Origin of the sequence: Hoylesella shahii, assembly GCF_937990675.1 — a bacterium.
Lineage (GTDB): Bacteria > Bacteroidota > Bacteroidia > Bacteroidales > Bacteroidaceae > Prevotella > Prevotella shahii.
Genome location: NZ_CALKQY010000064.1, coordinates 35,485 through 59,674, shown reverse-complemented (window position 1 = coordinate 59,674; position 24,190 = coordinate 35,485). Strand labels below are relative to the sequence as shown.

General features: G+C 47.0%; 23 protein-coding genes. 16 read left to right on the top strand and 7 right to left on the bottom strand.

From position 1 onward, the window contains the following. Positions 1 to 65 precede the first annotated feature (65 nt). From flxB to QME03_RS09620, 16 genes are all read left to right on the top strand, one after another. Positions 66 to 788: a flexirubin biosynthesis SDR family reductase FlxB gene (gene flxB / locus QME03_RS09695; RefSeq protein ID WP_025816125.1), complete on the top strand. Its 723-nt coding sequence runs from the start codon at positions 66 to 68 to the stop codon at positions 786 to 788. Between the two features lie 223 nt (positions 789 to 1,011). Continuing rightward, positions 1,012 to 2,229 carry a beta-ketoacyl-[acyl-carrier-protein] synthase family protein gene (locus QME03_RS09690; protein WP_281724244.1) on the top strand — a complete coding sequence of 406 codons (1,218 nt, stop codon included), beginning with the start codon at positions 1,012 to 1,014 and terminating at the stop codon, positions 2,227 to 2,229. 88 nt (positions 2,230 to 2,317) lie between these two features. Further along, positions 2,318 to 2,887, top strand: coding sequence for a hypothetical protein (locus QME03_RS09685; protein WP_281724243.1), 570 nt, complete (start codon positions 2,318 to 2,320; stop codon positions 2,885 to 2,887). Positions 2,888 to 3,089: 202 nt separating this feature from the next. Beyond that, the gene (locus tag QME03_RS09680) at positions 3,090 to 4,184 is read left to right on the top strand and encodes a FlxJ family methyltransferase (protein ID WP_281724242.1); all 1,095 of its coding nucleotides are present in this window, start codon (positions 3,090 to 3,092) and stop codon (positions 4,182 to 4,184) included. 70 nt (positions 4,185 to 4,254) lie between these two features. Then, positions 4,255 to 4,503, top strand: a complete 249-nt coding sequence (locus QME03_RS09675; RefSeq protein WP_009230624.1) for an acyl carrier protein — start codon at positions 4,255 to 4,257, stop codon at positions 4,501 to 4,503. A 22-nt stretch (positions 4,504 to 4,525) separates the two neighbouring features. Beyond that, positions 4,526 to 5,422 carry a lysophospholipid acyltransferase family protein gene (locus tag QME03_RS09670; RefSeq protein ID WP_025816118.1) on the top strand — a complete coding sequence of 299 codons (897 nt, stop codon included), beginning with the start codon at positions 4,526 to 4,528 and terminating at the stop codon, positions 5,420 to 5,422. Continuing rightward, positions 5,386 to 5,841 carry a pseudouridylate synthase gene (locus tag QME03_RS09665; protein WP_025816117.1) on the top strand — a complete coding sequence of 152 codons (456 nt, stop codon included), beginning with the start codon at positions 5,386 to 5,388 and terminating at the stop codon, positions 5,839 to 5,841. The genes QME03_RS09670 and QME03_RS09665 overlap by 37 nt, the downstream gene beginning before the upstream one ends. 502 nt (positions 5,842 to 6,343) lie before the next feature. Then, a complete protein-coding gene (locus QME03_RS09660) occupies positions 6,344 to 6,760 on the top strand; it encodes an acyl-CoA thioesterase (RefSeq protein WP_025816969.1) in 417 nt (138 codons plus the stop codon). A gap of 109 nt (positions 6,761 to 6,869) precedes the next feature. Next, the gene (locus QME03_RS09655) at positions 6,870 to 8,669 is read left to right on the top strand and encodes a beta-ketoacyl synthase N-terminal-like domain-containing protein (protein WP_281724241.1); all 1,800 of its coding nucleotides are present in this window, start codon (positions 6,870 to 6,872) and stop codon (positions 8,667 to 8,669) included. A gap of 72 nt (positions 8,670 to 8,741) precedes the next feature. Continuing rightward, the gene (locus QME03_RS09650) at positions 8,742 to 8,999 is read left to right on the top strand and encodes a phosphopantetheine-binding protein (protein WP_110370139.1); all 258 of its coding nucleotides are present in this window, start codon (positions 8,742 to 8,744) and stop codon (positions 8,997 to 8,999) included. Continuing rightward, positions 8,996 to 10,744 carry a beta-ketoacyl synthase N-terminal-like domain-containing protein gene (locus tag QME03_RS09645; RefSeq protein ID WP_281724240.1) on the top strand — a complete coding sequence of 583 codons (1,749 nt, stop codon included), beginning with the start codon at positions 8,996 to 8,998 and terminating at the stop codon, positions 10,742 to 10,744. The genes QME03_RS09650 and QME03_RS09645 overlap by 4 nt, the downstream gene beginning before the upstream one ends. Further along, entirely contained in the window at positions 10,723 to 11,079 is a 357-nt protein-coding gene (locus QME03_RS09640) for an EamA family transporter (RefSeq protein WP_281724239.1), read from the top strand. The genes QME03_RS09645 and QME03_RS09640 overlap by 22 nt, the downstream gene beginning before the upstream one ends. A gap of 43 nt (positions 11,080 to 11,122) precedes the next feature. After that, positions 11,123 to 11,752, top strand: coding sequence for a flexirubin biosynthesis/transport protein LolA2 (lolA2, locus tag QME03_RS09635; protein WP_281724238.1), 630 nt, complete (start codon positions 11,123 to 11,125; stop codon positions 11,750 to 11,752). 118 nt (positions 11,753 to 11,870) lie between these two features. Continuing rightward, positions 11,871 to 12,269 carry a hypothetical protein gene (locus QME03_RS09630; protein ID WP_273112219.1) on the top strand — a complete coding sequence of 133 codons (399 nt, stop codon included), beginning with the start codon at positions 11,871 to 11,873 and terminating at the stop codon, positions 12,267 to 12,269. After that, positions 12,253 to 12,615, top strand: a complete 363-nt coding sequence (locus QME03_RS09625; protein ID WP_281724237.1) for a hypothetical protein — start codon at positions 12,253 to 12,255, stop codon at positions 12,613 to 12,615. Before QME03_RS09630 ends, QME03_RS09625 begins: the two co-directional genes overlap by 17 nt. Further along, the gene (locus QME03_RS09620) at positions 12,608 to 14,056 is read left to right on the top strand and encodes a glycosyltransferase (protein WP_281724236.1); all 1,449 of its coding nucleotides are present in this window, start codon (positions 12,608 to 12,610) and stop codon (positions 14,054 to 14,056) included. The genes QME03_RS09625 and QME03_RS09620 overlap by 8 nt, the downstream gene beginning before the upstream one ends. Before the next feature lie 1,024 nt (positions 14,057 to 15,080). Here the strand turns inward: QME03_RS09620 and rd are convergent. The 7 genes from rd to QME03_RS09585 all read right to left on the bottom strand — a co-directional run bounded on the left by rd (position 15,081) and on the right by QME03_RS09585 (position 23,840). Then, complete coding sequence (gene rd, locus QME03_RS09615) at positions 15,081 to 15,245, bottom strand: rubredoxin (RefSeq protein ID WP_110370137.1); 165 nt, start codon at positions 15,243 to 15,245, stop codon at positions 15,081 to 15,083. Between the two features lie 312 nt (positions 15,246 to 15,557). Continuing rightward, positions 15,558 to 16,610, bottom strand: coding sequence for a glycosyltransferase family 9 protein (locus QME03_RS09610; RefSeq protein ID WP_273263374.1), 1,053 nt, complete (start codon positions 16,608 to 16,610; stop codon positions 15,558 to 15,560). Between the two features lie 69 nt (positions 16,611 to 16,679). Further along, the gene (locus tag QME03_RS09605) at positions 16,680 to 17,282 is read right to left on the bottom strand and encodes a DUF4254 domain-containing protein (RefSeq protein ID WP_281724235.1); all 603 of its coding nucleotides are present in this window, start codon (positions 17,280 to 17,282) and stop codon (positions 16,680 to 16,682) included. A 511-nt stretch (positions 17,283 to 17,793) separates the two neighbouring features. Beyond that, positions 17,794 to 19,353, bottom strand: a complete 1,560-nt coding sequence (gene ahpF / locus QME03_RS09600; protein WP_273146547.1) for an alkyl hydroperoxide reductase subunit F — start codon at positions 19,351 to 19,353, stop codon at positions 17,794 to 17,796. Positions 19,354 to 19,566: 213 nt separating this feature from the next. Then, entirely contained in the window at positions 19,567 to 20,133 is a 567-nt protein-coding gene (gene ahpC / locus QME03_RS09595) for an alkyl hydroperoxide reductase subunit C (protein WP_273112253.1), read from the bottom strand. Between the two features lie 150 nt (positions 20,134 to 20,283). Then, the gene (locus QME03_RS09590) at positions 20,284 to 20,868 is read right to left on the bottom strand and encodes a superoxide dismutase (protein WP_281724234.1); all 585 of its coding nucleotides are present in this window, start codon (positions 20,866 to 20,868) and stop codon (positions 20,284 to 20,286) included. Positions 20,869 to 20,984: 116 nt separating this feature from the next. Then, positions 20,985 to 23,840, bottom strand: a complete 2,856-nt coding sequence (locus QME03_RS09585; protein ID WP_281724233.1) for a DUF2339 domain-containing protein — start codon at positions 23,838 to 23,840, stop codon at positions 20,985 to 20,987. Positions 23,841 to 24,190 lie beyond the last annotated feature (350 nt).

Sequence of the window (24,190 nt, the reverse complement as noted above, 5' to 3'; positions counted from 1 at the left end):
TACTTAACTTTGCAAGCTAAATAGAAACCTATTGGTTAGACTAATAATTTGAAAAGTAAGGCTAAATGAAATACGCTTTGATAACAGGGGCATCGCGCGGAATAGGGCGAGCTATAGCTATCAAGATGGCCCAAGAGGGCTATGCCGTGGTGATTAACTACCTTAACAACCACGAGGCTGCACAACAAACACTTGAACAAATTGTTGCCGAGGGCGGTAATGCAGAGCTATTGCAGTTTGATGTGGCTCAACCCGAGGCCATCGAACAGGCTGTAGCCGATTGGCAACAGCGCCATCCCGACGACTATATTGATGTGTTGGTAAACAATGCTGGTATTAGGCGCGACAACCTGATGGTGTTTATGCAAAACGATGAGTGGGAAAGCGTGGTGAATACATCGCTCAACGGATTTTTCCACCTTACACGTCGCTTGCTCAAAGATATGATTACCCACCGCCATGGACGTGTGATTAACATCTCGTCTGTGTCGGGATTGAAGGGTATGGCTGGCCAAGTAAACTATTCGGCCGCTAAGGCTGCACTTATCGGAGCTACAAAAGCATTGGCTCAAGAGGTGGCTGCACGCAAGGTTACGGTGAATGCCGTGGCACCAGGTTTTATAGAAAGCGATATGACGGGCGACCTAAACCAAGACGAACTGAAAAAATTGGTGCCCATGAAACGCTTTGGTAAGGCCGAAGAGGTGGCTGCATTGGTGGCCTTCTTGGCATCGGATGGAGCGGCTTACATCACTGGTGAAGCCATCGCCATTACGGGAGGATTGTAAAAGACCTCACTCCCCGCCCCCTCTCCAAGGGGAGAGGAGAGTGATTAGCCTATTTAAGCATTGGCGGCAATATGTTGAGATGTTTCCTCTAAAACGTTTAAAGTGAAAGGCTTCCCTATGTAAGGGGAAAGTGATGACGACACAATATGAATAAACAAGGCACATTACACGGCCCTCTCTTTGAAGAGACGTTGGGATGAGGCTTTCTTTAATATAATATAAAATGCAAAAAAGAGTAGCAATAACAGGCATCGGCGTTTGGGGATGCTTGGGAAAAAACACCGAAGAGACAACAGCCGCATTGCGTGCTGGCCAATCGGGCATTGGCATTGATGAGGCTCGACTTACCTACGGATACCAAAGCGCACTAACAGGCATCGTGGAACGACCCGTGTTGAAGGGCTTGCTCGACCGCCGTTTGCGCGTGGGACTACCCGAAGAGGGCGAATATGCCTTCATGGCTAGTCGTGAAGCGTTTGGCATGGCAGGCGTAGACGATGAATATTTGTTGGCTAACGAGGTGGGATGTATCTTCGGAAACGACTCTTCTTCAACGCCAGTTATCGAGGCTGCTGCAATTATGAACGAGAAACACGACTCGCAATTGCTGGGTTCGGGATACATTTTCCAAGCCATGAACTCAACGGTTACGATGAACCTAAGCACCATTTTCCACCTTAGAGGCATCAATTTCACCGTTAGCGCGGCATGTGCAAGCGGTAGTCACTCGGTGGGTTTGGGCTATATGATGATTAAACAAGGCCTGCAAGAAATGGTGTTGTGCGGCGGTGCACAAGAGGTGAACGTGTATTCGATGGCCACTTTTGATGCCTTGGGTGCTTTCTCTATGCGCATGGACGACCCACAACGGGCCTCAAGACCCTTCGATCGCGACCGCGATGGACTTATCCCCAGTGGCGGTGCTGCTGCTTTGGTGCTCGAAGATTACGACCATGCCGTGGCGCGTGGCGCCAATATCTTGTGCGAAGTGGTGGGCTATGGCTTCTCAAGCAATGGCGGTGGCATATCACAACCCAGCGATGAAGGCTCGGTTAGAGCCATGACTCGCGCCCTAACAGATGCTAACCTCTCGCCAGCCGATATTGATTATGTTAACGCTCATGCCACATCCACACCGCAAGGCGATATGTTTGAGGCGCTGGCACTCGACCGCTTGTTTGGCCAACACATGCCCTGGATTAGCTCTACTAAAGGAATGACGGGACACGAATGCTGGATGGCTGGCGCTAGCGAGGTGGTTTACTCCATCTTGATGATGCAAGGCGGATTTGTAGCTCCTAATATCAACTTTGAAAATCCCGACGAATACTCGGAGAAACTGCGCCTCGCCACTCACCGCATCGACACACAGGTTAACACCGTGTTGAGCAATTCGTTTGGCTTTGGCGGCACAAACAGCGCTCTGGTGATTAAAAAATAATAGAACACTAGGTTTTTAGCCAAGCAAAATATCTGCTATGTAAGTGCCTAAGGCGCTCAATAGTGACACTAAACAATAGATAATCAATATGAAACATCTTTTAATGGCGCTGGCCATGTTGGCCTTGACATCGAAGGCAATGGCCGATAGCGAAGTGATTTTTCAAAAGGGCGACGCCTGCATCGTTAACGATAAACGCACGTGTGTGGTGGAACTTGACTACAACGACCTCATGATTGAGGGCAAACCCTACATGCAATATCTTAAAGATAAGGGCGAGAAAAATGTAGACGACTGGAAAAACGACATGGATTTGTGCTTGAACCAGTTTGCCGAAAAATGGAATGCATCTAACAAAGGGGCGCTGCAGGCCACTGCCGATAAAGCTGATGCCACACCGCTGCGCCTTGTTGTGAAGATGAAAAAACTGCATCTAGGTATCGCTGCACTGGCTGTGGTGATTGGGTTTGGTTCGGGTGATGCTCACTTAAACTGCGATGTGCTGATTTACGAAGGCAATAAAGAGGTATCGAAACTGCAGGTTGAAGATGTGTCCAGCGGTAGCCAATACACCGAATCAAAACGACTGGCAAACATCTTCTATAAACTGGCCGCGCGCTCGGTGAAGTGTTTGAAGAAGGCTTGCAAGAAAAAATAACTCTATATTTTGGCTCTGGGCGTGCATTGGCTACGCCTTGAGCCTATTATATAGGTGTAAAGCTCATTCGCACACCTTTAAATATACTGCCAAAGGGCCGTCGCACACAGCATGAAAGCTAGGCACTGGCTTGCTGCCCAATGGCTCTAACCCCCCTTGTTAACCTCAAAACTAAGAAACCTGTTAACTAAATAACAATATTATGCATCTCTTTCCCGCATTATCTAAGAAGTATTGCCAAGAACACATGTCGGCTGGCGAGGCGCAACGTTTAGCACAATTCATCGCGTGGGCACCCATGGTGTTCCAAGTTTCGCGTCTAATGGTGAAGTTCGGTATTCTTGATTTGCTGCGTGATAACCAAGACGGACTAACGCAAGACGAACTAGTGGAGCGCACCAAACTATCGGCTTACACCATTAAAATATTGGTTGAGGCCTCGTTGTCGATAGGAACTGTGCTGGTTGACGAAGAAACAGGCCGCTTCTCGCTCTCGAAAACGGGCTGGTTTCTGCTCACCGACGATTCTACGCGTGTGAATATGGACTTCAATCACGATGTTAACTATCGCGGATTGTTCTATCTTGAAGAGGCGTTGAAAAACGAAAAACCCGAAGGACTCAAAACCTTAGGCTCGTGGCCAACAATTTATGAGGGCCTTTCTCAACTACCCGAAGACGTGCAAAAAAGCTGGTTTGGATTCGACCACTTTTATAGTGACCACTCGTTCGACGAGGCTTTGAAAATCGTTTTCGCTCATAATCCACAACAACTCATGGACGTGGGTGGCAATACAGGCCGCTTTGCTTTGAAATGTGTTAACCATTCTAACAACGTGCAGGTTACAATCGTTGACCTTCCTGGCCAAATTGGCATGATGCGCAACAACATTCAAGGCAAGCCTGGGGCCGAACGCATTGGCGATTATCCTGCTAATATGCTAGACGAAAACACCAAACTGCCACAAGGTGAATGGGACGTGATATGGATGAGTCAGTTTCTTGACTGCTTCTCTGAAGCGCAAATCGTGGCCATTCTGCAAAAGGCGGCTGCCGTGATGAACCCTCAAACAAGGCTGTTTATCATGGAAACGTTCTGGGATAGGCAACGTTACGAAACCACTGCTCTGTGCCTAACCATGACCAGTGTGTACTTTACAGCCTTGGCCAATGGCAATTCGAAAATGTATCACAGCGAAGATATGGCTAGACTAATTGAAAAAGCCGGGCTGAAGGTGGTGCATACACACGACGGAGTGGGCCGAGGACACAGCATCTTGGAAGTGATGAAACCCTAAAACCCCACACAACAATAGCAACAACATTTAAATTATTATATTAACGAACAACTATTATATACAAATGAATATGTCAAGACAAGAAATCGAAGAGAAAGTAAGAGAATTCCTTATCGAAGATTTGGAAATTGATGAAGAAAAAATTGTTCCCGAAGGAAAGCTCAAAGACGACCTAGGTATCGACAGCTTAGACTTCGTTGACATTGTGGTTATCGTGGAAAAGAAGTTCGGTTTTAAGATTAAACCCGAAGAAATGGCTGGTATTACAACACTGGGACAATTCTGCGACTATATAGAAAGCAAAGTGAACAACGCCTAAAGGCTATCTCCGTAGGGCTGATATGGAATGGCAAGGACGAACAGACGGTAACCGATGGATGCAACAGCAGCTCATAAACTGCTTTCGCTTCCTCTCGCTTCACATCTATTATATGGGTGTGGCGGTGGTTGTGCCGTTCTATATGCTTTTCGGTAAGGGCTTTAAAGCTAGCTATGGGTTCTATCGCCAGCGCATGGGATGGGGCACATGTAAGTCGTTTTGGTGGTGTTATAAAAATCATTACCGCTTCGGACAGGTAATGATAGACCGTTTTGCTCGTTATGCAGGCAAAACGTTTCGCATCACTACCGAAAACCTAGAGCTGTATAACGAACTGGAAAAAGGCCCTGATGCCTTTGCTATGCTTAGCGCACATGTGGGCAACTACGAGATGGGCGGATACACCTTGGTGGCAAAAAGCAAGTGCATCTACATGTTGGTGTTTGGTCAAGAAACACAAACGGTGATGGAAAACAGGCAAGAGCAGTTTGGAAAAACCAATATCCGAATGGTGCCCGTGGGCAATGGCATGAACCATCTCTTTGCTATTAACGAGGCGCTTACCACAGGACAGATTCTAAGTATGACGGCCGACAGGCGTTTTGGTTCGGAAAAAGCTGTGCCTTGCAACTTCTTTGGCGCCGAAGCGCTTTTCCCTATGGGGCCGTTTGCCACCGTTATTCAACGCGATGTGCCCACATTGGTGGTGCTAGTGGTGAAAACTGGCACGCGTAGTTATCACGCTGTGGTGAAGCGGTTGCCCATGCCTGAAGCACATTTACCGCGAAAAGAACGCATCGCCTTGCTGGCTCAGGCCTATGCTAACGAACTGGAGAACGTGGTTAGACAATATCCTGAACAATGGTTTAACTTCTTTAATATATGGACAACAACCACATGCCAAAACCCGAAGCAGTGAATGTGCGCGACTTGTTGCCCCAACAGCCCCCGTTTGTGATGGTGGATTGCTTGCTGGGATTTGACAACGACACCACTACTTGTGGCTATACCGTGCCCGAAGATGGCATTTTTACCAACGATGGTTGTCTCTCGGCTGAGGGATTGGTGGAGAATATCGCACAAACATGCGCTGCACGCCAAGGCTTTTACAACAAGTATGTGCTGAAACGAGGGGTGCAACTGGGCTTTATCGGTGCTATACGTAACTTCCGTGTAATGCGTTTGCCCCGTGTTGGCCAACAACTCAAAACCACTATTCGCGTAGAAGAAAACGTGATGGGCATGACTTTGGCCTCTGCCATCGTGGAATGCGAGGGACAAACGATGGCTACAACCGAAATTAAAATTGCGTTGATAGAAAATGTAGTAAAGGAGTAAAGTAGTATGTAGCTGATAGTAAAGTAGTATGTAGCTGGTAGTAAAGTAGTATCTGGCTAGTAGTAAAGTAGTATGTGGCTAGTAGTAAGGTAGTATGTAGCTGGTAGTAAAGTAGTATCTGGCTAGTAGTAAGGTAGTATGTAGCTGGTAGTAAAGTAGTATGTGGCTAGTAGTAAGGTAGTATGTAGCTGGTAGTAAAGTAGTATCTGGCTAGTAGTAAAGTAGTATGTAGCTAGTAGTAAGGTAGTATGTGGCTAGTAATAAAGTAGTATGTAGCTGGTAGTAAAGTAGTATCTGGCTAGTAGTAAAGTAGTATGTAGCTGGTAGTAAAGTAGTATGTGGCTAGGAGATTGGTGGACAGTTATGTTGGTGTGTGTCACTTTTTCAATCCATAAGCTCAATAATCCACTACAAATACAGCTCACAATTCCAAGTTTTCACTGGCATAAGCTTAGCTGCTAATTATTTACAACCCTATTACTTACTTCTAAAAAAAGAAAAAATGACCCTTCAAGCATCCAAAGAAATAGAGATAAGGTTTAGCGAAGTAGACTCGATGAACGTGGTTTGGCATGGTTCTTATGCCCTTTACTTCGAGGATGCACGCGAAGCTTTCGGTGCTAAATATGGTTTGGAATACCTCACCATAGCCGATAATGGATACTTTGCACCGCTTGTTGAACTGACGTTTAAGTATCGTCAACCCATCGTTTACGGCATGAAATGCAGGGTGGATATTAGCTATGTGCCCACCGAAGCTGCCAAAATTATTTTTGATTACGAAATTAGACGAAGCGAAGATAATGCTTTGATGGCCACTGGACATAGTGTTCAGGCTTTTATGAACAAGCAATACCAACTTGAATGGTATCGACCGGCATTTTATCAAGCGTGGCAAGAACGCTGGAAACTGGTGTAATTATATCTAATTTGTAAGGACTATCGAGTAAAATAATAGGTGAAATAGATGGCGCTGTGCTATTATATGTGACTCACAAAACACTTTTGGGTCTCGCAAATGGAGCTAAATGCTTCGCATAAACACATCGCTTACCTATCATATCAATAAGATGACGCATTGCATTGCACACAACATATCCTCGCCTTTGGGCTGGACTAGCGACGAAAATATCGCAGCCGTGCTGGAAGGACACCACAAACTGCAAACCCACGAGGGCAAATGGCAGCTTAAACAAAGCTTTGTGGCGTCGCTCTTCGACGATAACGCCGTGGAACAACGCTTCAATAGCTATGTGGGAGATGTGGGGTTGCCCCTCTCTAGGTTTGAGATGCTCGTGGTGCTGTCGGTGAAACAGGCGGCACAACAGGCCGATGTAAACCTCAATAGCAGCGATGTGGGCATTGTTATTGCCACCACCAAGGGCAATGTAGAATTGCTTTCCGACAATAATCAGCCACACATACCACGCCAACGCACACTCATAGGACAGTCGGCCAATACCATTGCGCGTGTTTTGGGCAATCCCAATGCGCCACATGTGATGTGCAATGCCTGTATTTCGGGCGCTCATGCGCTGCTCTTTGGCCATCGTTTGTTGCAAATGGGGCGTTATCGTCAAGTGGTGGTGTGCGGTTGCGATGTGCAATCGGCCTTCATCGTTTCGGGTTTTCAGTCGTTTCATGCCTTTTCGCAAGCCCCTTGCAAGCCGTTCGACCTCTATCGCGACGGACTGAACCTTGGCGAAGCAGCGACAACAATGATATTATCCGCTGGCAAAACCTGCAATAAGGCATGGCACATCGAAGGCGGAGCCGTTAGAAACGATGCTTATCACATCTCTAGTCCGTCGAAAAAGGGCGAAGGATGTTATCGAGCCTTGGCTGCAATGGGCACTAACGAGGCTCAAGAGCTGGCTTTTGTGAGTGCACATGGCACTGCCACTCCTTATAACGACGAGATGGAGGCCAAGGCTTTGCACCGTGCAGAACTGCAAGATGTGCCCGTTAACGCTCTTAAAGGCATCTACGGGCACACGATGGGCGCTGCTGGCGTGCTCGAAACCATTCTCTCGATGATGGCCGTTGAGGCCCAAACGGTGTTGCCCACCGCTGGATTTAGCGAGATGGGCGTAAGCAAACCGCTGCTCATCAGTGCACAACGACAGGCAAGCAGCAAATCTTCGTTTGTTAAAATGCTGTCGGGCTTCGGCGGATGCAATGTGGCCATGCGATGGAAATGGGCCGATGGCGATGGCAATGCCCACAACGAACACAACCAACAGGGCGCAAAGCCCAGTCTTATGCCTCTGAGAAAGGTGGATATCACCCCCAATGGGGCTGCCATCGACGGCAATGACCTGAACATAGACAACGCCAACGGAACCCTACTAACAGCCATTTATAAACAATGGGCCAACGATTACCCCAAGTTTTATAAGATGGACGGACTTAGCCGACTGGCTTTCGCCGTGGGCGAACTCATGGTTAAGGGCACAGACTCCTTACCTACACTGGCGTTGGAGGATAATACGGCCATCGTCTTCGTAGGCAAAAGCGGGTCGCTGGCAAGTGATGTGAAGTATCAAGACACCATTTCCAACCCCGATAACTTCTTTCCTTCGCCTGCTCACTTTGTTTATACGCTGCCCAATATAGCAACGGGCGAACTGGCTATACGCCACGAGGTGCATGGCGAAACGGCTTTCTTCATCGCATCGCAACAAGATGAGGCACAAATTAGCACGCTGTTGCACACTGCTGCTATGGATAAAGAGGCCACACACGTGTTGGGAGGATGGTTGGAATACGAAGACGACAACCATTTTGCAGCTCACGCCCAATTATATGAGGTGGTAAGAGACCTGTAAATACAAATAATCAACATAAAACATCAGGCGCATAACACAATCCATGCGCCACTAATATAACGGTAACACAAAATGGAAGAACTGAAAGAAATCCTTAAGAAGCAAATAATCGAGGCTCTATCGCTTGAAGATATGAGCCCCGCAGACATCGACGATGCAGCACCTTTGTTTGGCGACGGACTGGGTTTGGACTCTATCGATGCCCTTGAACTCATCGTGTTGATGGAAAAACAATATGGCATTCGCCTTAGTAACCCCGCTGATGGAAAAGAAATCTTGGCTTCGGTGAACACCATGGCCGAGTATATTGAGAAAAATCGCACCAAATGATTGTTGTTACTGGGACGGGAATTGTATCGGCCATCGGCACGAATACATCCGAAGTGGCTAACGCTTTGCTTGAAGATGTTAGCGGCATAGCGCCTGTTAACTTCTTGCAAACCCAACATCGGCAGATGCCTGTGGGCGAAGTAAAGCTTTCTAACGAGCAGTTGGCCCAACGATTGGGCATTGTATCAACCGACAATACGTCGCGTACAATGCTCCTTGGCACGCTGGCTTTGCGCGAAGCTTTGGCTATGGCGGGTATCAAAGACGATGAATTGGAGGGCGTGGCATTGGTGTCGGGCACCACGGTGGCCGATATGGACTGTGCCGAACAACGTTTCGACCCTCGCAATGACCATGTGGCGCTGGGCGATTGTGGCCGTTCTACCGAGGATATGGCTCAGCATGTGGGCCGCTTCGGCTTTGTAACAACATGCAGCACGGCGTGTTCGTCGGCTGCTAATGCATTTATTTTGGGTGTCAACCTGCTGCGTTCGGGCCGATTTAAACAAGTGGTTGTGGGAGGCACAGAGTGTCTCTCGCGTTTTCATTTCAATGGTTTTCGTTCGTTGATGATACTCGATGGCGAACCTTGTAGACCCTTCGACGCCACGCGTGCAGGTTTAAACCTGGGCGAGGGAGCTGCTTTTGTGGTGCTAGAGACGGCCGAACATGCTGCTCAACGCGGGGCAAAAGCAATGGCCCAACTAAGCGGATGGGGCAATGCCTGCGACGCTTTTCACCAAACAGCCTCGTCGGATGATGGCATTGGTGCCGTGCTTTCTATGCGCCAAGCATTGCAAAGAGCTGGCCTAAAGCCTGCCGATATACAATATGTTAACGCGCATGGCACGGGAACACCCAACAACGACGCTAGCGAAAGCGAGGCTTTGCACCGCGTTTTTGGCGAAACAATGCCTCCCGTGTCGTCAACCAAGTCGCGCACTGGTCACACCACGAGCGCTTCGGGTAGCATTGAGGCTGTTATTTGCTTGCTAGCCATGCGCCACGGCTTTATTCCTAGCAATCTTAATTGGCACCACGCCATGGATAAAGGCATTGTGCCCGTGGCTAAGACGCTACGCCAACAGCAACTCCAACATGTGCTTTGCAATTCGTTTGGCTTTGGCGGAAACGACACCTCGCTGGTGTTTTCTGCTCTTTCGGCAAGCTCTAAGCCCTGGTCACAACAGCCTTTGCGCCCCGTATATGTAAAAACAATGGTGACCTTTGGCGACATTCCCGAGGCCGAATTGCCTAGAATTCCACCGTTGGTGGCACGTAGATTGAGTGGTGTGCTTAAGCGAGCACTGCTCACTTCGCTGGTGGCCTTGCAGCGTTCGGGTATCCAACAGCCGCAAGCCATCATCACGGGCACGGCTATGGGCTGCGTAGTGGAAACCGAAAAGTTTCTCACCGAACTGGCCACCGATGGAGAAGGAAGTCTTAAACCCACCAACTTTATCCATTCAACACACAACACCATTAGCAGTCTTATTGCCATTCACACCCATTGCCACAGCTATAACAGCACCTATGCGCATGGCCAACGCTCGCTCGAAAGTGCACTTACCGACGCTTGGTTGCAAATAGCGCTGGGCGATTTAAACTCGGCGCTGGTGGGATTGCACGATGAAGCCGACCAAAAAGCGGTGTCGTTTGTATTAACCAATGAGCCCGAAGGAGCAGTTTGCACGCTCCATTCGCTCGATGACCTTCAGAAGTTATGTTGCGCTTGCTTGCATTAGCCCTAGTGCAATCGGCCTTGCTAGCTTTGGGGCAGGTTACATTGAAGGTGTCTTTGCAGCAACTGGGCGTCTTCTCGTGGTCGTGGGCCTTCTTTTCTCGTGCCTTCACCTGCGTATGGTTTGCCCTTTGCGGTTTGTGTTTTGCGCTCTCGTCTGTGTTATGGATGTATATCGTGAAGCATTTCCCGCTTAGTCAGGCCTATCCTTTGATAAGTCTTAGCTACGTAATGGGCATGCTTGCGGCCGTGTTTATCTTTCACGAGGCCGTGCCCTTAATACGTTGGGTGGGTGTGGCGCTCATTATGGTGGGCGTGGTGTTGGTGAGTATGCCCTAAGGCTTAGAATTATAGCGAGTGTTTCACTTTAAATAAACGTGATATGAAATATTTATTAACCCTTATAACATTGCTCTGCATGCCACTTTTGGGGCGTGCGCAAACGGCTGTAAACGACGCAACGGCTGCCCAAATGATGCAAAAGGTGGGCGAAGTGGCACAAAAAACTAAGAGTTTGCAGTGCTCGTTTACCCAGACTAAAACGCTCAAGATGTTGAGTCAGAAGATGATTTCGAAGGGAAGAATGTGTTACAGTCAGCCTTCAAAGTTGCGTTGGCAGTACACTTCGCCCTATCAATACACCTTTATTCTTAATGGCACGAAGGTGATGTTGAAGAGTTCGCAACGCAAAGACGTGATAGACGCCGCAAAAAGCAAGGTGTTTCGCGAGATTACGGGCATTATGCTCAGTAGTGTTACGGGCGAATGCCTCACCGACAAACAGCGTTTTAAAACGCAAATGTTTCAGGATGGCGATAAATGGATTGCTCAACTCACTCCGCTAAAGAAAGAGATGAAGCAGATGTTTAGCTTGCTTGTTATCACCTTCGACAGCAAACAGCTCATTGCTACATCGGTAGAAATGCGCGAAAAGGGTGGCGACAACACGCGTATCGAACTGCAACAGGTGAAGAAAAACGCTGTTGTGAGCGACGATGAGTTTAAAATATAATATGCCTAGTACTTTGTTCTATGGCTGCTTTGCTGTGGTGGGTGGCATAGGTGGCCGAAATAGCCTGCTACCGAGCGCTCTTTACTCGCTTCTAACCCCTTAACACATCTCTTAAACAATGCGCATTATCATTCTTTCATTTGTTCTTACTTGGCTTTCGCTCGTGTCGGTGTCGGCTCAAGGCCGACGCTGGAGCGTGGAGTTGAGTTTTAAAAAGGCTGGCATCACTGGCCTTTGCATCATCGACACCATCGACCAACAACCGCGAGGTACCATCCTTAACGAGTTTGGTTTGAAGATGGTTGACTTTGTTTGCATGCCCAACGGTAAGGTGAAACTGCATAATCTCGTGCCCATGCTTAATAAATGGTATGTGCGGCGTGTGCTTCGTGCCGACCTGCAACAGATTGTTCCGCAACTGGTGAAACAAGATTCGCTCACATTTGAAAACAAAAAACGCCATATCACCTACCGCTTCAAACCCCTTAAACCTACAGAAGATGACACTGAAAGATAATTTTTACACCATCTGCAACGCCACACACGATGCCGATAACCACGTGTTTGAGGTGAAACTTAATGCCAATCACGAAATCTATGCTGCACATTTCCCTGGAAATGCCATCACTCCTGGCGCTTGTACGCTGCAAATGGTGGCCGAAATGGTAAAAGAAACCACGGGCAAATGCTTGCAACTTGCTTGCGCCAAGAATGTGAAATATCTGGCACCAATAACACCACAGAACACGCCTTGCCCCACATTTGTTCTCAATATTAAGAACGATGGCCAAGAATATGCGGTGAAGGCCGAAGTGAAAAACGGCGAACAGGTGTTTGCCAAGCTGTCGTTGGTGTATGAATAACTGGCGCATTTGCGTGGTGATACCCACCTACAACAATGCTTCTACGCTTGCTTCGGTGGTGAAGGGTGTGGCGCAATACACGCCAAACATCATTGTGGTGAACGATGGCTGCACCGATGGCACAGATAAATTGTTGGCCGAAAGCTTTCCACATATCAATGTGGTTACCCATAATCGTAACCGGGGCAAGGGCGCGGCCTTGCTTAGCGCCTTTAAAAAGGCACAACAAATGGGCTATACGCATGCCATTACCATCGATGCCGATGGACAACACGCGCCTGCCGACCTACCTTTGTTTTTCAAAGCCATAAAGCAAGCGCCCAACGCCATTGTGGTGGGCAATCGTTTTGATGCAGATAAGTTCTCGGCCGATAATAATCGCAATATGAATGGCCAGAGCAAGTTTGCTAATAGGTTTAGCAACTTTTGGTTTGCGGTGCAAACGGGCCGACGATTGCCCGACACGCAAACGGGTTTTCGTGCCTATCCGCTGCGCTTGCTGCGATGGTTGCCAATGGTAACAAATAGATATGAGAGCGAATTGGCTTTAATGGTGTTTGCAGCTTGGCACAATGTGCCCACCATTTCGATACCCATCAACGTGCATTATCCACCACGCGAAGAGCGCGTGAGCCACTTTAGACCAACTGCCGACTTTGCGCGCATCAGCGTTCTCAACACGTTGCTCACCTTTCTCACTTTTGTTTACGCCATTCCGCGTAAGATTTTGCGTGTGCTTGCCACGGCTGTGGTGGTGGCATTGCTCTTTGTGCTGATGTTTTTTGGGCAGATTGCCATGCTGGTTTATTTTCTTTCGCACCGCGTAAGCGAAGCCGAACGCTTGCGCTTTCATGGTTTAATTCAGCGCATTGCACGCCTGTTGCTGCGCCTTCTGCCTGGTGTGCACATACGTTTTGACAATCCTCATGGCGAAGATTTTAACAAACCCTCCATTATTATCAGCAATCATCAGAGTCATTTAGACTTGCTTTGCATCCTAGCCCTAACGCCGCGCATGGTGATTGTTACCAAACGCTGGGTGTGGTACAACCCCTTGTATGCCGTGGCCATACGTTTGGCCGAATTTTTGCCCGTTACGCGCAACATCGAAGATAATCAAGAGCGAATGGCCAAGCTTGTGAAGAGAGGCTATAGCGTGATGTTGTTTCCCGAAGGCACGCGCTCGGCATCGCTTAAGGTGCAGCGATTTCATCAAGGGGCGTTCTATTTGGCGCAACGCTTTGGGCTGGATATAGTGCCTGTGTTGCTCTATGGCACGGGGCATGTGCTTAATAAGCGCGCCCGAACATTGTCGCCGGGCGACATCGTAGTGACCATTTTGCGCCGTACTCCCTTAGCGCAGTTTGGCGAAGAGGTTACACCGCGCGAACTGGCAAAGCACTTTAGGCATATGTACGAAAAAGAATTAGAGGTCAATTAATAACCTTTCTTTTCTGGCGCAACCATTATCTGGGGCTCATTGCAACGCTTTTTGAGAAACAAGTGTGCGTAATGGTTTTGCGAAATTGTAAAATATTTCCACCTAAATTTAACATTATAAGTGCCCTTCGCGCAGAAAATGTGGGCAACGGTGCAAAAAACGTGCGTATTTTTAAAGTTTGTAACCATTTGATTTCTAGGTGTTTGCGTGCTATAAGGCGCAAAACACCCCCTTTTTAGCATGTTTTTGGTGCTAAAAATAGGTTTAAGCGAATGGCCTAAACCACGAATCAGCTTTTTATCTATAACCGTAAAAAATGCCCTAAAAAGGGCATTTTATACCACTTTTTGCCCTCTTTTAGTGCTATTTGCAGCAAACGGCTTTGCGTTTTGCTGCATTTTACCTTGCGTTTAGCACGAGTTAGCCTTGCGTTTTGTAGGAGATAGCACTGCGTTTTGTAGGAGATAGCAGTGTGTTTTGGTGCAAATAGCAAAGCAAGAGAAGTTTTTTCGACCTGCATTTTGTGGTTTTTGGGAAGTAAAAAACGCTCAACTTTTCTCGAAATAGAAACGCAAAAACATAGTAAATGCAGAAAATGGGAGGGTGGAAGGCTTGATGTGAGGTGCAATTTTTATGAGAAAAGGGCATTTTTCATCGTTTTTGAGGGTATATTTTCTCTAGAATGGTTCGGCAGAAAAACATGTTTTGTAAAATATATTTACCATATTAACAATTCGTTGATAGCAAAATGGTGAGCGAAACGAGAAACTAAAGCACAACATTTATACAAGCAGTGCTGAATGTGGATGAAACAACAAGCCTAAGCACAGTGTTAGAAAGCCAGTGTTAATTGCTTTATCCGATAGGGATAATGTCTTAAGCCCAATGTGCTGCCTTGCTATCAACATTAACAACCCCTCAACACGCAGCTAAAAAGCAAATAATGAGGCACAAGAAAGGGGGATAGCACCTGTCGCAGGCTTATCCCCCAAACTAAACTTCAATAATAATTTTATGAAAAATTCTATTCTTCTACTACTGAGAAATCGTCTTTACCAACTCCACAAACAGGGCACAGCCAGTCTTCGGGAATGTCTTCGAATGCTGTTCCAGGCTCAATGCCACTATCGGGATCACCCACTTCGGGGTCGTAAATCCAACCACAGGTTTCGCAAATGTACTTCTTCATACTTTTTTCGCTTTAATTGTTTATAATGATTATTGTATATACAATGCGGGTTTGTTGTTAGTGAGGGTGCGAAAGGCTGCCCGTGGGCAGCTTGCAGAGGCTCAAAACGTTAGTTCGAGGGCAGTAGTGGTGTAGGCATTAAAATGCCAAAAACCATTTGTATGCCAGCAAGAGAACTTATAAACCCAGCATCTGATGATTAAAAAAACAACCAACGGCGGTAAGCCTTTCGGCCTATGCCACGGTATAGTTTGTTGGTGACTGTCTTGAATGTAAGTATTGGCTTTGCCAAGGCAGCCTTATCTAATGTCTCTATTTTTTATTTAACACCTGCTTTACGCGTTCGTACACCATTTCGGGCGATATATTGCGCATACAAGCAAGGTCGCCACGAAGGCACGGTTTGTTGCCAAAGATGCTACAAGGCCTACATGCCAAATCAATTTGCACAGCGTTGTGCTCGTTTTGGCCCCAGCCCATAAATCCAGCGTAGGGGTGTGTAGCCCCCCAAATACTAACCACGGGCGTGTTAACCAGCGAAGCAAAGTGCATATTGGCGCTATCCATGCTTACCATCACATCGAGGTGGCTCATCAATACTAGTTCTTGCGAGATGCCGTTAAGCACAGCCGATGCGTTGAGGCACTGTGGGTTGCGCGAAACGATGCCATTGATGATGGGATCTTCGAGCGGACCTTTGCCAAAGATGAACACGCGACACGATGGATGCTCCTTAGTGAGCATGGTAATCATCTTTTCGAGCATCTCTGGCGGGTAAACCTTCTGCTTATGTGCAGCGAAAGGGGCCACGCCAATCCACTCTTGGAAAGCTTTTTTGGTGCCAATCTCGGGCGGAAGAATCCTGATGTTGCCCCCTTGAGGCGAGAAGATGGACGTGAAATCCAGCTTCACGGGATAGCCCAGTTTAGCAAACACATCAGCATAGTTTTGAAAAGCCGTTGGCAAGGGCTTCATCACCTTATGCGCCGTAGCCACTAGTCGTTGGCGTTGGGTGCGGTGTTTGTCGATGTGTTCCACCCTATATCGAGCGAGATTAAACCTGAACCGCAGGTAGCTAGAGCGCAGCACGTCGTGCAAATCGGCCACGGCGGTGATATTCTTAGCGGCTATACGCTTATAGAGCGCATTTAGTCCGCGTATTCCGTTGTACTCGTTTTTGATGTCGGCCGCCATAAATCCCACGTTGGGCGCTAGCCCTTCGAAGAATGGGCGAGCGAAAGGGCGGCTCAGAAATGTAATCCGCAGGTGTGGATATTGCCTTGCTAAGGCCTGAACAACAGGCACAGTCATAGCAACATCGCCCATGGCCGAGAAGCGGATGATGAGAATATGTTCGGTCTTCACACTGATGCGGGTATTAGTTTTTGAGATTATTGGCACGTTGGTCTATGCGCTGCAAGCAGCGTTAAACCTTTATTTCTTGTACAGCACGGGGTTTGTGGCCGGGTCGTTGTACATTTTCATTTGCCTATACACCTTCATGTAGATGCGTCCCTGCTCGATATCGGCCAGCAATTGGTCGATAGCAGCGGAGAGGTCAACTTGTTGTTCGAGCAAGATATTTAGTTTAGCTTCGCATTTTTCGCGATGTTCGGCCTCTACATCTTTACGTTCTACCTGCTCTTGCATGTGATAAATCTTGAGCGCAAGGATAGAAAGACGGTCGATAGCCCATGCAGGACTTTCTGTATTTAGTCGTGCATCGGGAAGCATTTGCACATCGGTGTACTTCTGTCGAAAGTAACTATCAATCTGTTCCACCAAGTCGGTGCGGTCTTGGTTAGAGCGGTCGATGCGCCTTTTTAGGTTCAGCGCCTCCACCGGGTCAATGTGTGGGTCGCGTATAATGTCTTCAAAATGCCATTGCACGGTGTCGATCCAGCATTTTAGATACAAGCGATTTTCTATCGTTTCCCTTTTATAGGGGTTATTGATAGGCGTGTCGATGTTATCGGTTACGTGGTAATCACGTATCGCCTGATTGAAAATCTCGTTGCAAAGTTTTGTAAAAGACATAGTTTAGCGGTTTAAATGTTTATTGGTTGCAGCCTTTGGCCATGGGTTGGCTAGGTGGCAGTTTTTTGTTTGTTGCATAGGGCAGTGCAAAGGGCTGCTAATGGTTGTGCAAAGCTTATTGCTGTGTGCCGTCTATGTTTTGCAAAGATATGTTTTTTATTTTAAACGTGCAACGAAAATCAATGAATATTTTCTCTTGCCACATAGGTATAAACTATCATGGGGCGGTGTTGGGGTTTGCTTTGCTTGGCTGTGTTGTTGTTCTCTCTTTGCTGTGGCATTGTGGCTGCTGCTTTTTTATTTGTTCGATTAAACGCCAATTGGGCATTAGGACCTAAACAGATTTTGTTTTATTGTGGTTTAATGACCGCTTTAGGTTAAAAAAAGAACGCCCCCACCCGAAGACAAGAGCGCTCTATTCACAAAAATATAGATAAAAAACCTTGATGGGGCTATTGTTCAACCTGTTTGTTTAGGGAGGTGGAACAATGTGTTGGCTTGCGTTGAAGCCTTAGATAATGCCCCTAATTCTGTCGTCGAAAGCCGATAAAGCTGCTTTTGCACCTTCGCCCATGGCGATAATAATTTGCTTATAAGGCACATTGGTGCAGTCGCCTGCGGCGTAAACGCCAGGGATAGAGGTGCGGCAATTAGCGTCAACCACAATTTCTCGTCTTTCGTTTAGTGGTAGAGCATCGCGCAAGAGGTCGGTATTGGCAGCCAAACCAATTTGTACGAAGATGCCATCAAGTGCAATTTCGCGTTCTTCGTTGTTGGTGCGGTCTTTCACGCGGATGGCTGTTACGTGGTTGCCATCGCCTAATACCTGTGTGGTTTGCGACGATTTAAATATCTCAATGTTGGGCATTGTGGCTGCTTTCTCTTGCAAAACGGTGTCGGCTCGCAAGGTGTCGGCAAACTCAAGTACTGTTACGTGGTTGCAGATGCCTGCTAGGTCGATGGCTGCTTCGATGCCCGAATTGCCACCTCCAACAACGGCTACATTCTTTCCTTTATAGAACGGACCATCGCAGTGGGGGCAGAAATGCACGCCTTTACCCATGTATTTGGCTTCGTCGTCAACGTTAAGGCGTCGCCAACTGGCGCCAGTGGCCAGCACCACAGCAGGAGCAATGAACACCTCTCCGCCCTTGGTGCAAACGCGTTTGGGCGAAGCAGAGAAGTCTACGCTATCTAATTTGCGGTTTTCGAACAGCTCGATGGGGTAGTGACTCATGTGCGAACGCAGGTCGTCGGCCAGTTGTGCGCCCGTTGTTTGTGGCACCGACACCAGGTTTTCAATGCCCACGGTGTCTTTAACTTGGCCTCCAATGCGACCAGCAACCACGGCAACTTTCAATCCTTTGCGTGCCGAGTAGATGGCAGCAGCAGCTCCAGCAGGGCCACCACCAACAACAATCAAGTCGAATTGTCGTTCAACGGGCTCTGCATTTTCGTTTTCTTCAGAGCCAACAAGGTCTTCAAGTTTTCCGAGGAGTTCGCCTAGGTCGCCTCGTCCCATGTGAAGCAGTTGTCCGTTGGCAAAAACAGCGGGAACAGCTTGTATGTTTAATCGTGCCACTTCATCTTGGAAGAGTGCTCCGTCAATCATTTCGCTGTTTACCCTACTGTTTTTTAAGGCCATGATGTTGAGTGCCTGCACCACTTCGGGACAGTTGGTACACGTCAACGACACGTATGTTTGCAGCTTAATATCACCCTTAAGGTTGGCAATTCGCTTGCTGATGGCTTCGTCGGGCAGGTTTTTGCCTTTGCCATCTGCATTAAGAACGGCCAAGAGAAGCGAGGTAAATTCGTGTCCGTTGGGTATGCCACGGAAGGAAATGCCCACCGGTTGTCCTTCTTTCAAAAGTGAAAAAGACAGTTGTGCGTCGTTGGTGTCGGTGAAATTAGCCGACAAGTGTGTCGACGTAGACACAAAATCGTTTACAAACTCTTTTAGTTCGGCAGCCTCAGTGCGTGAGGCATCGGTGCGAACATCAAGTGTGTAGTTGTTTTCTAAGTTAGCAAATACATCGCTAACTTGTTTTAGTATTGTTGAATCGAGCATGTTGGTGGGATCTTTAAGGGTTTATTGGCCTAGACTTACGAGTGTTTATGGCAGCTCTAGGGTTTGTTTTGAGGTGATAGCGTATGCGTTTGGCCTTGCGTTTAGGGCTTTAAAAAGTTGCCCCCATCTCCTAAAAGGAGGAGATATGGGGCAACGAGGGAAAATATATAGGGATTTGTTCGCTATCGAATAAAGCCTTATAGGATGTTGGAATTAGATTTTTCCAACGAGGTCGATGCTGGGTTTGAGTGTTTGAGCGCCTTGTTTCCATTTAGCGGGGCACACTTCACCGGGGTTAGAAGCTACGAATTGAGCAGCTGCAACCTTGCGAACGAGTTCCTCAGCGTTACGGCCGATGCTGTTATCTTGAATTTCAGCAATCTTGATTTTGCCTTCTGGGTCTACCACGAAGGTGCCACGGTAAGCCATTCCAGCCTCTTCGATGAATACGCCGAAGCCTTTAGCGAGCACTCCGAGTGGGTCGGCCAGCATGGGGTAGTTAATCTTCTTGATGCTGTCTGATGCATCGTGCCATGCTTTGTGTACGAAATGAGTATCGCAGCTCACCGAGTAAACCTCTACACCCATCTTCTTTAGCTCTTCGTATTTCTCAGCAAGGTCTACCAATTCGGTGGGACATACGAAGGTGAAGTCAGCTGGATAGAAGAAGAAAACGGCCCATTTGCCTTTTACATCTTCGCTTGTTACGGTTTTGAACTCGCCATTTTGGAAAGCCTGAACGTTAAATTCGGGCAGCAATGAATTGATAATAGTCTGCATGTTGTTTAATATTTTTAGTTGTTGGTGGTGTGGTTGGCCTTGCGCATTGTTGTTAAGCGTATTGCCAACGTAGGCCAACATTCGTTACCTGATATGCTTTTAATAAATGTTTTGGAAATCTCTAACGTGTGAATGCGCTGTTGTTACAGCTTATTTCATACGGCTTTCAACTACGTTCCAGTCGATAATGTCCCACAAAGCGGCCAAATGGTCTACACGGCGGTTTTGGAAATCCAAGTAATAAGCGTGTTCCCAAACGTCGCTTCCCAACAAAGGAGTGTTGCCTTGGCGTAGTGGATTGCCAGCGTTTGAGTCTTTGGTGATTACCAATTTACCATCTTTGTCTTGTGAAAGCCATGCCCATCCCGAACCAAAGAGCGTTGCACCAGCTTGTGCGAACTCTTTCTTAAAGTTCTCAAAGCTACCAAAGTCGCGTACTAAAGCTTCGGCAATCTTGCCTGTTGGCTCGTTACCTTGCACGGGTGCTTTGAATTGTAGGAAGTAAAGTGCATGGTTAAGTGTTTGTCCAGCGTTGTTGAAGATAGGGCCATCGGGTGCTGTCTTCACGATGTCTTCAACGCTTTTGCCTTCAAACTCGGTGCCTTGAACGAGTGTGTTCAGGGTGTTAACGTAGTTTTGAAGATGCTTCCCGTAGTGGAAGTTTATTGTTTGCTCGCTAATAACTGGCTCCAATGCATTAACTGCATAAGGAAGAGTTGGCATTGTTATATTCATAATTGTATAATATAAGTGGTTAAAAACTTTTGTTCGTTATATTCTTTACGATTGCAAAGTTATTAACAATGCCGACAACTTCAAACAGATAATTTCTATCAAGCAATAGGTTTACTCTATTCGAGGCTTTCTTCTTGCTTGTTGTTTGTTGGTTCTAGCTTGCTTTCAAGGGATTTCGAGGCTTGGTTGTCGCCACTAAGGTTGAGTGTATCTTTGAGTTTTTGATACATGAAAGATACCACTAACAATAGTGCTCCCAAGATGATAAACACCACAATTCTACCCACTGCTGGCATCAACCATACGTCGTAGAGTGCTAGTTTCACAATAATAACGCCAAAAGTGCCAATGCTTAGCAGACGCATGGTTTTGTTTGGCAGACGCATTCCCAACAACATCTGCAACGCTCCCGCTGCTGCAAGGCTCAAAGATAGGCCTGCACTGTACTGTTGAATGTTTGTTTGCATGAGCAAAGTGCGCACCATGCTAATCCAAAGCAAGGTGGCAGCAATGTTAAAGAACACGGTGAACTTGCTGGATGGAGCTTCGCAATGCTTGTAATAGTTGCGACCCGACACCACAAAGAGTGCAACGGCGAAGACGAAGCCCAACCATTGCAGACCAATGGCCAACAACGCACCGGTGCTATATTCGTAATAATACACGTCGGTAACAATGAAGAAGGTGGCCAGCGATAGGTAAATGGTGTAGAGCCAGGCATATTTACTCGCTGGATATCTACGCAAAAAGCCCACAGCTACGCCCAATATGATTGCTAAACGCAAGACGGTGATGGATGAAACATAGATATTTTCGTTGGTGAAGAACAGAAGTTCGCTGCTAATGCATAGATATAGTGCCATAACACCTAAGCCATACACAATGTTATTCCACGGTTTGTAAACCCCTTGGAGGTGTTCTTTGTGGTAATCCATCACTGCAGCAAAGGCAAATAGACACAAAGCGCGGAAAAAATCGCTGATAAAGAACGAATTGAATACGGCTATATGGGGCTTCGAGGTAACTACTGCTCCCTCGGGAATGGTGAATCCAATGTTTAAGAACAAGCAAACTGCTGTGATTACCAGTGACAATGTTGCCGCAATGCCGTAAGGTTTAAGCTTAACGGTGCAATATAGCCATAGCAAAAGCACCATTTCGGCAGAGAAACAGATGGTGAGTGTTGACCCAGAGAAGAACATGGGCAGCGACATCGTGGCAAATGCCAAACCTAGGGATAAGAAAACGCTTTGCGCTACGCCTTCGCATTGCTCGGTTTGGCGCATCCATTGGTGTGTACCTAGATAGAAAATACCAATAACCAATGCTGTTAAAGCATTGTCGTTGCTGCCATATTGGTTAAGCCATCCCACCAAAAGGAGGGTTAAAATACTGCTGAAGATAGCACCACCGAGGTGAAAACCAGTGAAGACTGGCGACATTTTACGACGCAATAGCGTGATACTACTGATGGCGAATATAAGCCAAAACAGTGCGTAGAACAAGGCATTGATGGCGTAGGGTTGGGTGTTGGATACGTCAACGCTCATCAGTAACACCACGTATGTGGCAAAAATGCTTATCAAAGGCAGCTCGTTCCAACGCTTTCTTATGGCCAGATAGAGGCAACCTAGGTTGAGAATGGCCATGTAAACGTAAAGGAATAGCAGGTTTACTGTGCCTGTTGCGGTGAGGAATGGTGCTAAAAATCCACCCACAAGGGCTGTAACCGCTAGCTCTCGGCGACCATAATGGCTGGCTGTCCATGCCATAAAGAGGGTTACACACACCATAATGCCAAAGGCTACAGGCTGTGTAAAGATTTGGTAATAATGGAATGCGATGGCCGTTGTGAGGTAATACACCGCACATCCACCGCCTGCAAGCAGCGAACTAAAGGGTCTATATCGTTTGCTTAATTGCCAAGCAATACCCATAAGCAATGTTCCTGCAATGTAGCCTAGGGCTGTTCGGGCGGTGTGTCCAATCCAATTTTGGTCTATTGCGTATTTAACAAAGAAGCTAATACCCAGCACCAAGGCCAAAATACCTATCTTTCCAAGGAGGTTTTCGCCAATAAATTTCTCGAAATTAAACCCTTCTGACAGGCTGAAAACAGCGCTATCGTCGTCGATGGCTTCGTTATAGCCTTTGTTTTTGGCCTCTTTGCGCAATGATTCGAGATATTCTTTGCCTGTCATTGCGTGCTGTGGCTCGTGTTCCACCTTTTGTTCTTGGGCCGAATTGGTGGGTTGTTGTGTATTGTTTCCCATCTCTTCGCTTTCCACTTGCACAAAGGCAATAGCTGGTTCGGGTTGTTTTTCGGCGGGTTGAGGCTCGTTTTGGGTTGGCGTGTCGGTGGCATTGTTTTGCGCTTCCGCCTCATTAGCCACTTCGCATGCCTCATTTCCCGTTTCGTTTTCAGCGTTTTCAGCTGCAGTTAATTCGTTTTCGGCCTCGTTTTCTTCGTTGTTTGTGGCGGTTTCATGCTTATCCACCTCGTCTTCAGTGAGCGATGGCGATGGTTCAGAGCCGTTTGTTTGTTCGCCAACGGGCACAACGGGCACCTCAATAGTGGCAATTGGCGAAACAATGCGTTGTTGTTCGCCCACCGTTTTAACCTCTGTTTCAGTGGTGGGTGTGGCATCAGGCTGCGTCACATCGCCAGCATGCTTAATTGTTTGGTTATCTGTAAGGGTCTCGTTTGTCGTTGTTATGGGTTTTTCCGCGGCGTCTTTGCGTTCTTGTTGTTTGTTTTCGGCAGTAATATCAGCGCTTTGGTTCAACTGTTCTGATAGTTTTTCGCGAAGTTTGTTTATCTCTTCGGTGGTGCTTTCAAGTCGCTTTTGCATAAATCTTACTTGGAATAGCAGTTCGCTTAGCTTGCCATTGAGACTTAATTTTACAGCTATTATCACTGTAATGAAGATAACAATAGTGGAGTATATATATAGGGAAAAATCGTCGTACATAACTTTTTGTTGTGGGTTTAGTTATACAATTAAGGTGTAATACAAAGCAAAGTTATACAAAATACTGTTACCCTGTGTGTGTAAAGACTGAATTTGTGTTTATATTTCACAAATATTAGCAATAGGAAATTATTAATTGAGTCTCTTTATTGCACTATGGCATTGCTTTTATTTCTCGTTGTTTTCTTGTCTTTTGGCACGTTTGTTTTAGTATTAACCTGCTTTTACTTTAGTATTTACCTGCTTTTACTTTGTGTTTACATTTCACAACGAGGGTTTACACGAAAAAAAACCGCCCACGAGGGTTTAAATCATGGGCGGGGCGTTAAAGTAATAAGGAGAAAATGCGC

Excerpts from the sequence above, each read along its gene's own strand:
- QME03_RS09645 (WP_281724240.1), top strand. The coding sequence starts at position 8,996 with ATGATTGTTGTTACTGGGACGGGAATTGTATCGGCCATCGGCACGAAT.
- QME03_RS09625 (WP_281724237.1), top strand. The coding sequence starts at position 12,253 with ATGACACTGAAAGATAATTTTTACACCATCTGCAACGCCACACACGAT.
- ahpF (WP_273146547.1), bottom strand. The coding sequence starts at position 19,353 with ATGCTCGATTCAACAATACTAAAACAAGTTAGCGATGTATTTGCTAAC.
- QME03_RS09680 (WP_281724242.1), top strand. The coding sequence starts at position 3,090 with ATGCATCTCTTTCCCGCATTATCTAAGAAGTATTGCCAAGAACACATG.
- QME03_RS09660 (WP_025816969.1), top strand. The coding sequence starts at position 6,344 with ATGACCCTTCAAGCATCCAAAGAAATAGAGATAAGGTTTAGCGAAGTA.
- flxB (WP_025816125.1), top strand. The coding sequence starts at position 66 with ATGAAATACGCTTTGATAACAGGGGCATCGCGCGGAATAGGGCGAGCT.
- QME03_RS09585 (WP_281724233.1), bottom strand. The coding sequence starts at position 23,840 with ATGTACGACGATTTTTCCCTATATATATACTCCACTATTGTTATCTTC.
- QME03_RS09630 (WP_273112219.1), top strand. The coding sequence starts at position 11,871 with ATGCGCATTATCATTCTTTCATTTGTTCTTACTTGGCTTTCGCTCGTG.
- QME03_RS09670 (WP_025816118.1), top strand. The coding sequence starts at position 4,526 with ATGGAATGGCAAGGACGAACAGACGGTAACCGATGGATGCAACAGCAG.
- QME03_RS09685 (WP_281724243.1), top strand. The coding sequence starts at position 2,318 with ATGAAACATCTTTTAATGGCGCTGGCCATGTTGGCCTTGACATCGAAG.
- QME03_RS09640 (WP_281724239.1), top strand. The coding sequence starts at position 10,723 with ATGTTGCGCTTGCTTGCATTAGCCCTAGTGCAATCGGCCTTGCTAGCT.
- ahpC (WP_273112253.1), bottom strand. The coding sequence starts at position 20,133 with ATGCAGACTATTATCAATTCATTGCTGCCCGAATTTAACGTTCAGGCT.
- QME03_RS09590 (WP_281724234.1), bottom strand. The coding sequence starts at position 20,868 with ATGAATATAACAATGCCAACTCTTCCTTATGCAGTTAATGCATTGGAG.
- QME03_RS09620 (WP_281724236.1), top strand. The coding sequence starts at position 12,608 with ATGAATAACTGGCGCATTTGCGTGGTGATACCCACCTACAACAATGCT.
- QME03_RS09605 (WP_281724235.1), bottom strand. The coding sequence starts at position 17,282 with ATGTCTTTTACAAAACTTTGCAACGAGATTTTCAATCAGGCGATACGT.
- QME03_RS09655 (WP_281724241.1), top strand. The coding sequence starts at position 6,870 with ATGCTTCGCATAAACACATCGCTTACCTATCATATCAATAAGATGACG.
- lolA2 (WP_281724238.1), top strand. The coding sequence starts at position 11,123 with ATGAAATATTTATTAACCCTTATAACATTGCTCTGCATGCCACTTTTG.
- QME03_RS09690 (WP_281724244.1), top strand. The coding sequence starts at position 1,012 with ATGCAAAAAAGAGTAGCAATAACAGGCATCGGCGTTTGGGGATGCTTG.
- QME03_RS09675 (WP_009230624.1), top strand. The coding sequence starts at position 4,255 with ATGTCAAGACAAGAAATCGAAGAGAAAGTAAGAGAATTCCTTATCGAA.
- QME03_RS09650 (WP_110370139.1), top strand. The coding sequence starts at position 8,742 with ATGGAAGAACTGAAAGAAATCCTTAAGAAGCAAATAATCGAGGCTCTA.
- rd (WP_110370137.1), bottom strand. The coding sequence starts at position 15,245 with ATGAAGAAGTACATTTGCGAAACCTGTGGTTGGATTTACGACCCCGAA.
- QME03_RS09665 (WP_025816117.1), top strand. The coding sequence starts at position 5,386 with ATGGACAACAACCACATGCCAAAACCCGAAGCAGTGAATGTGCGCGAC.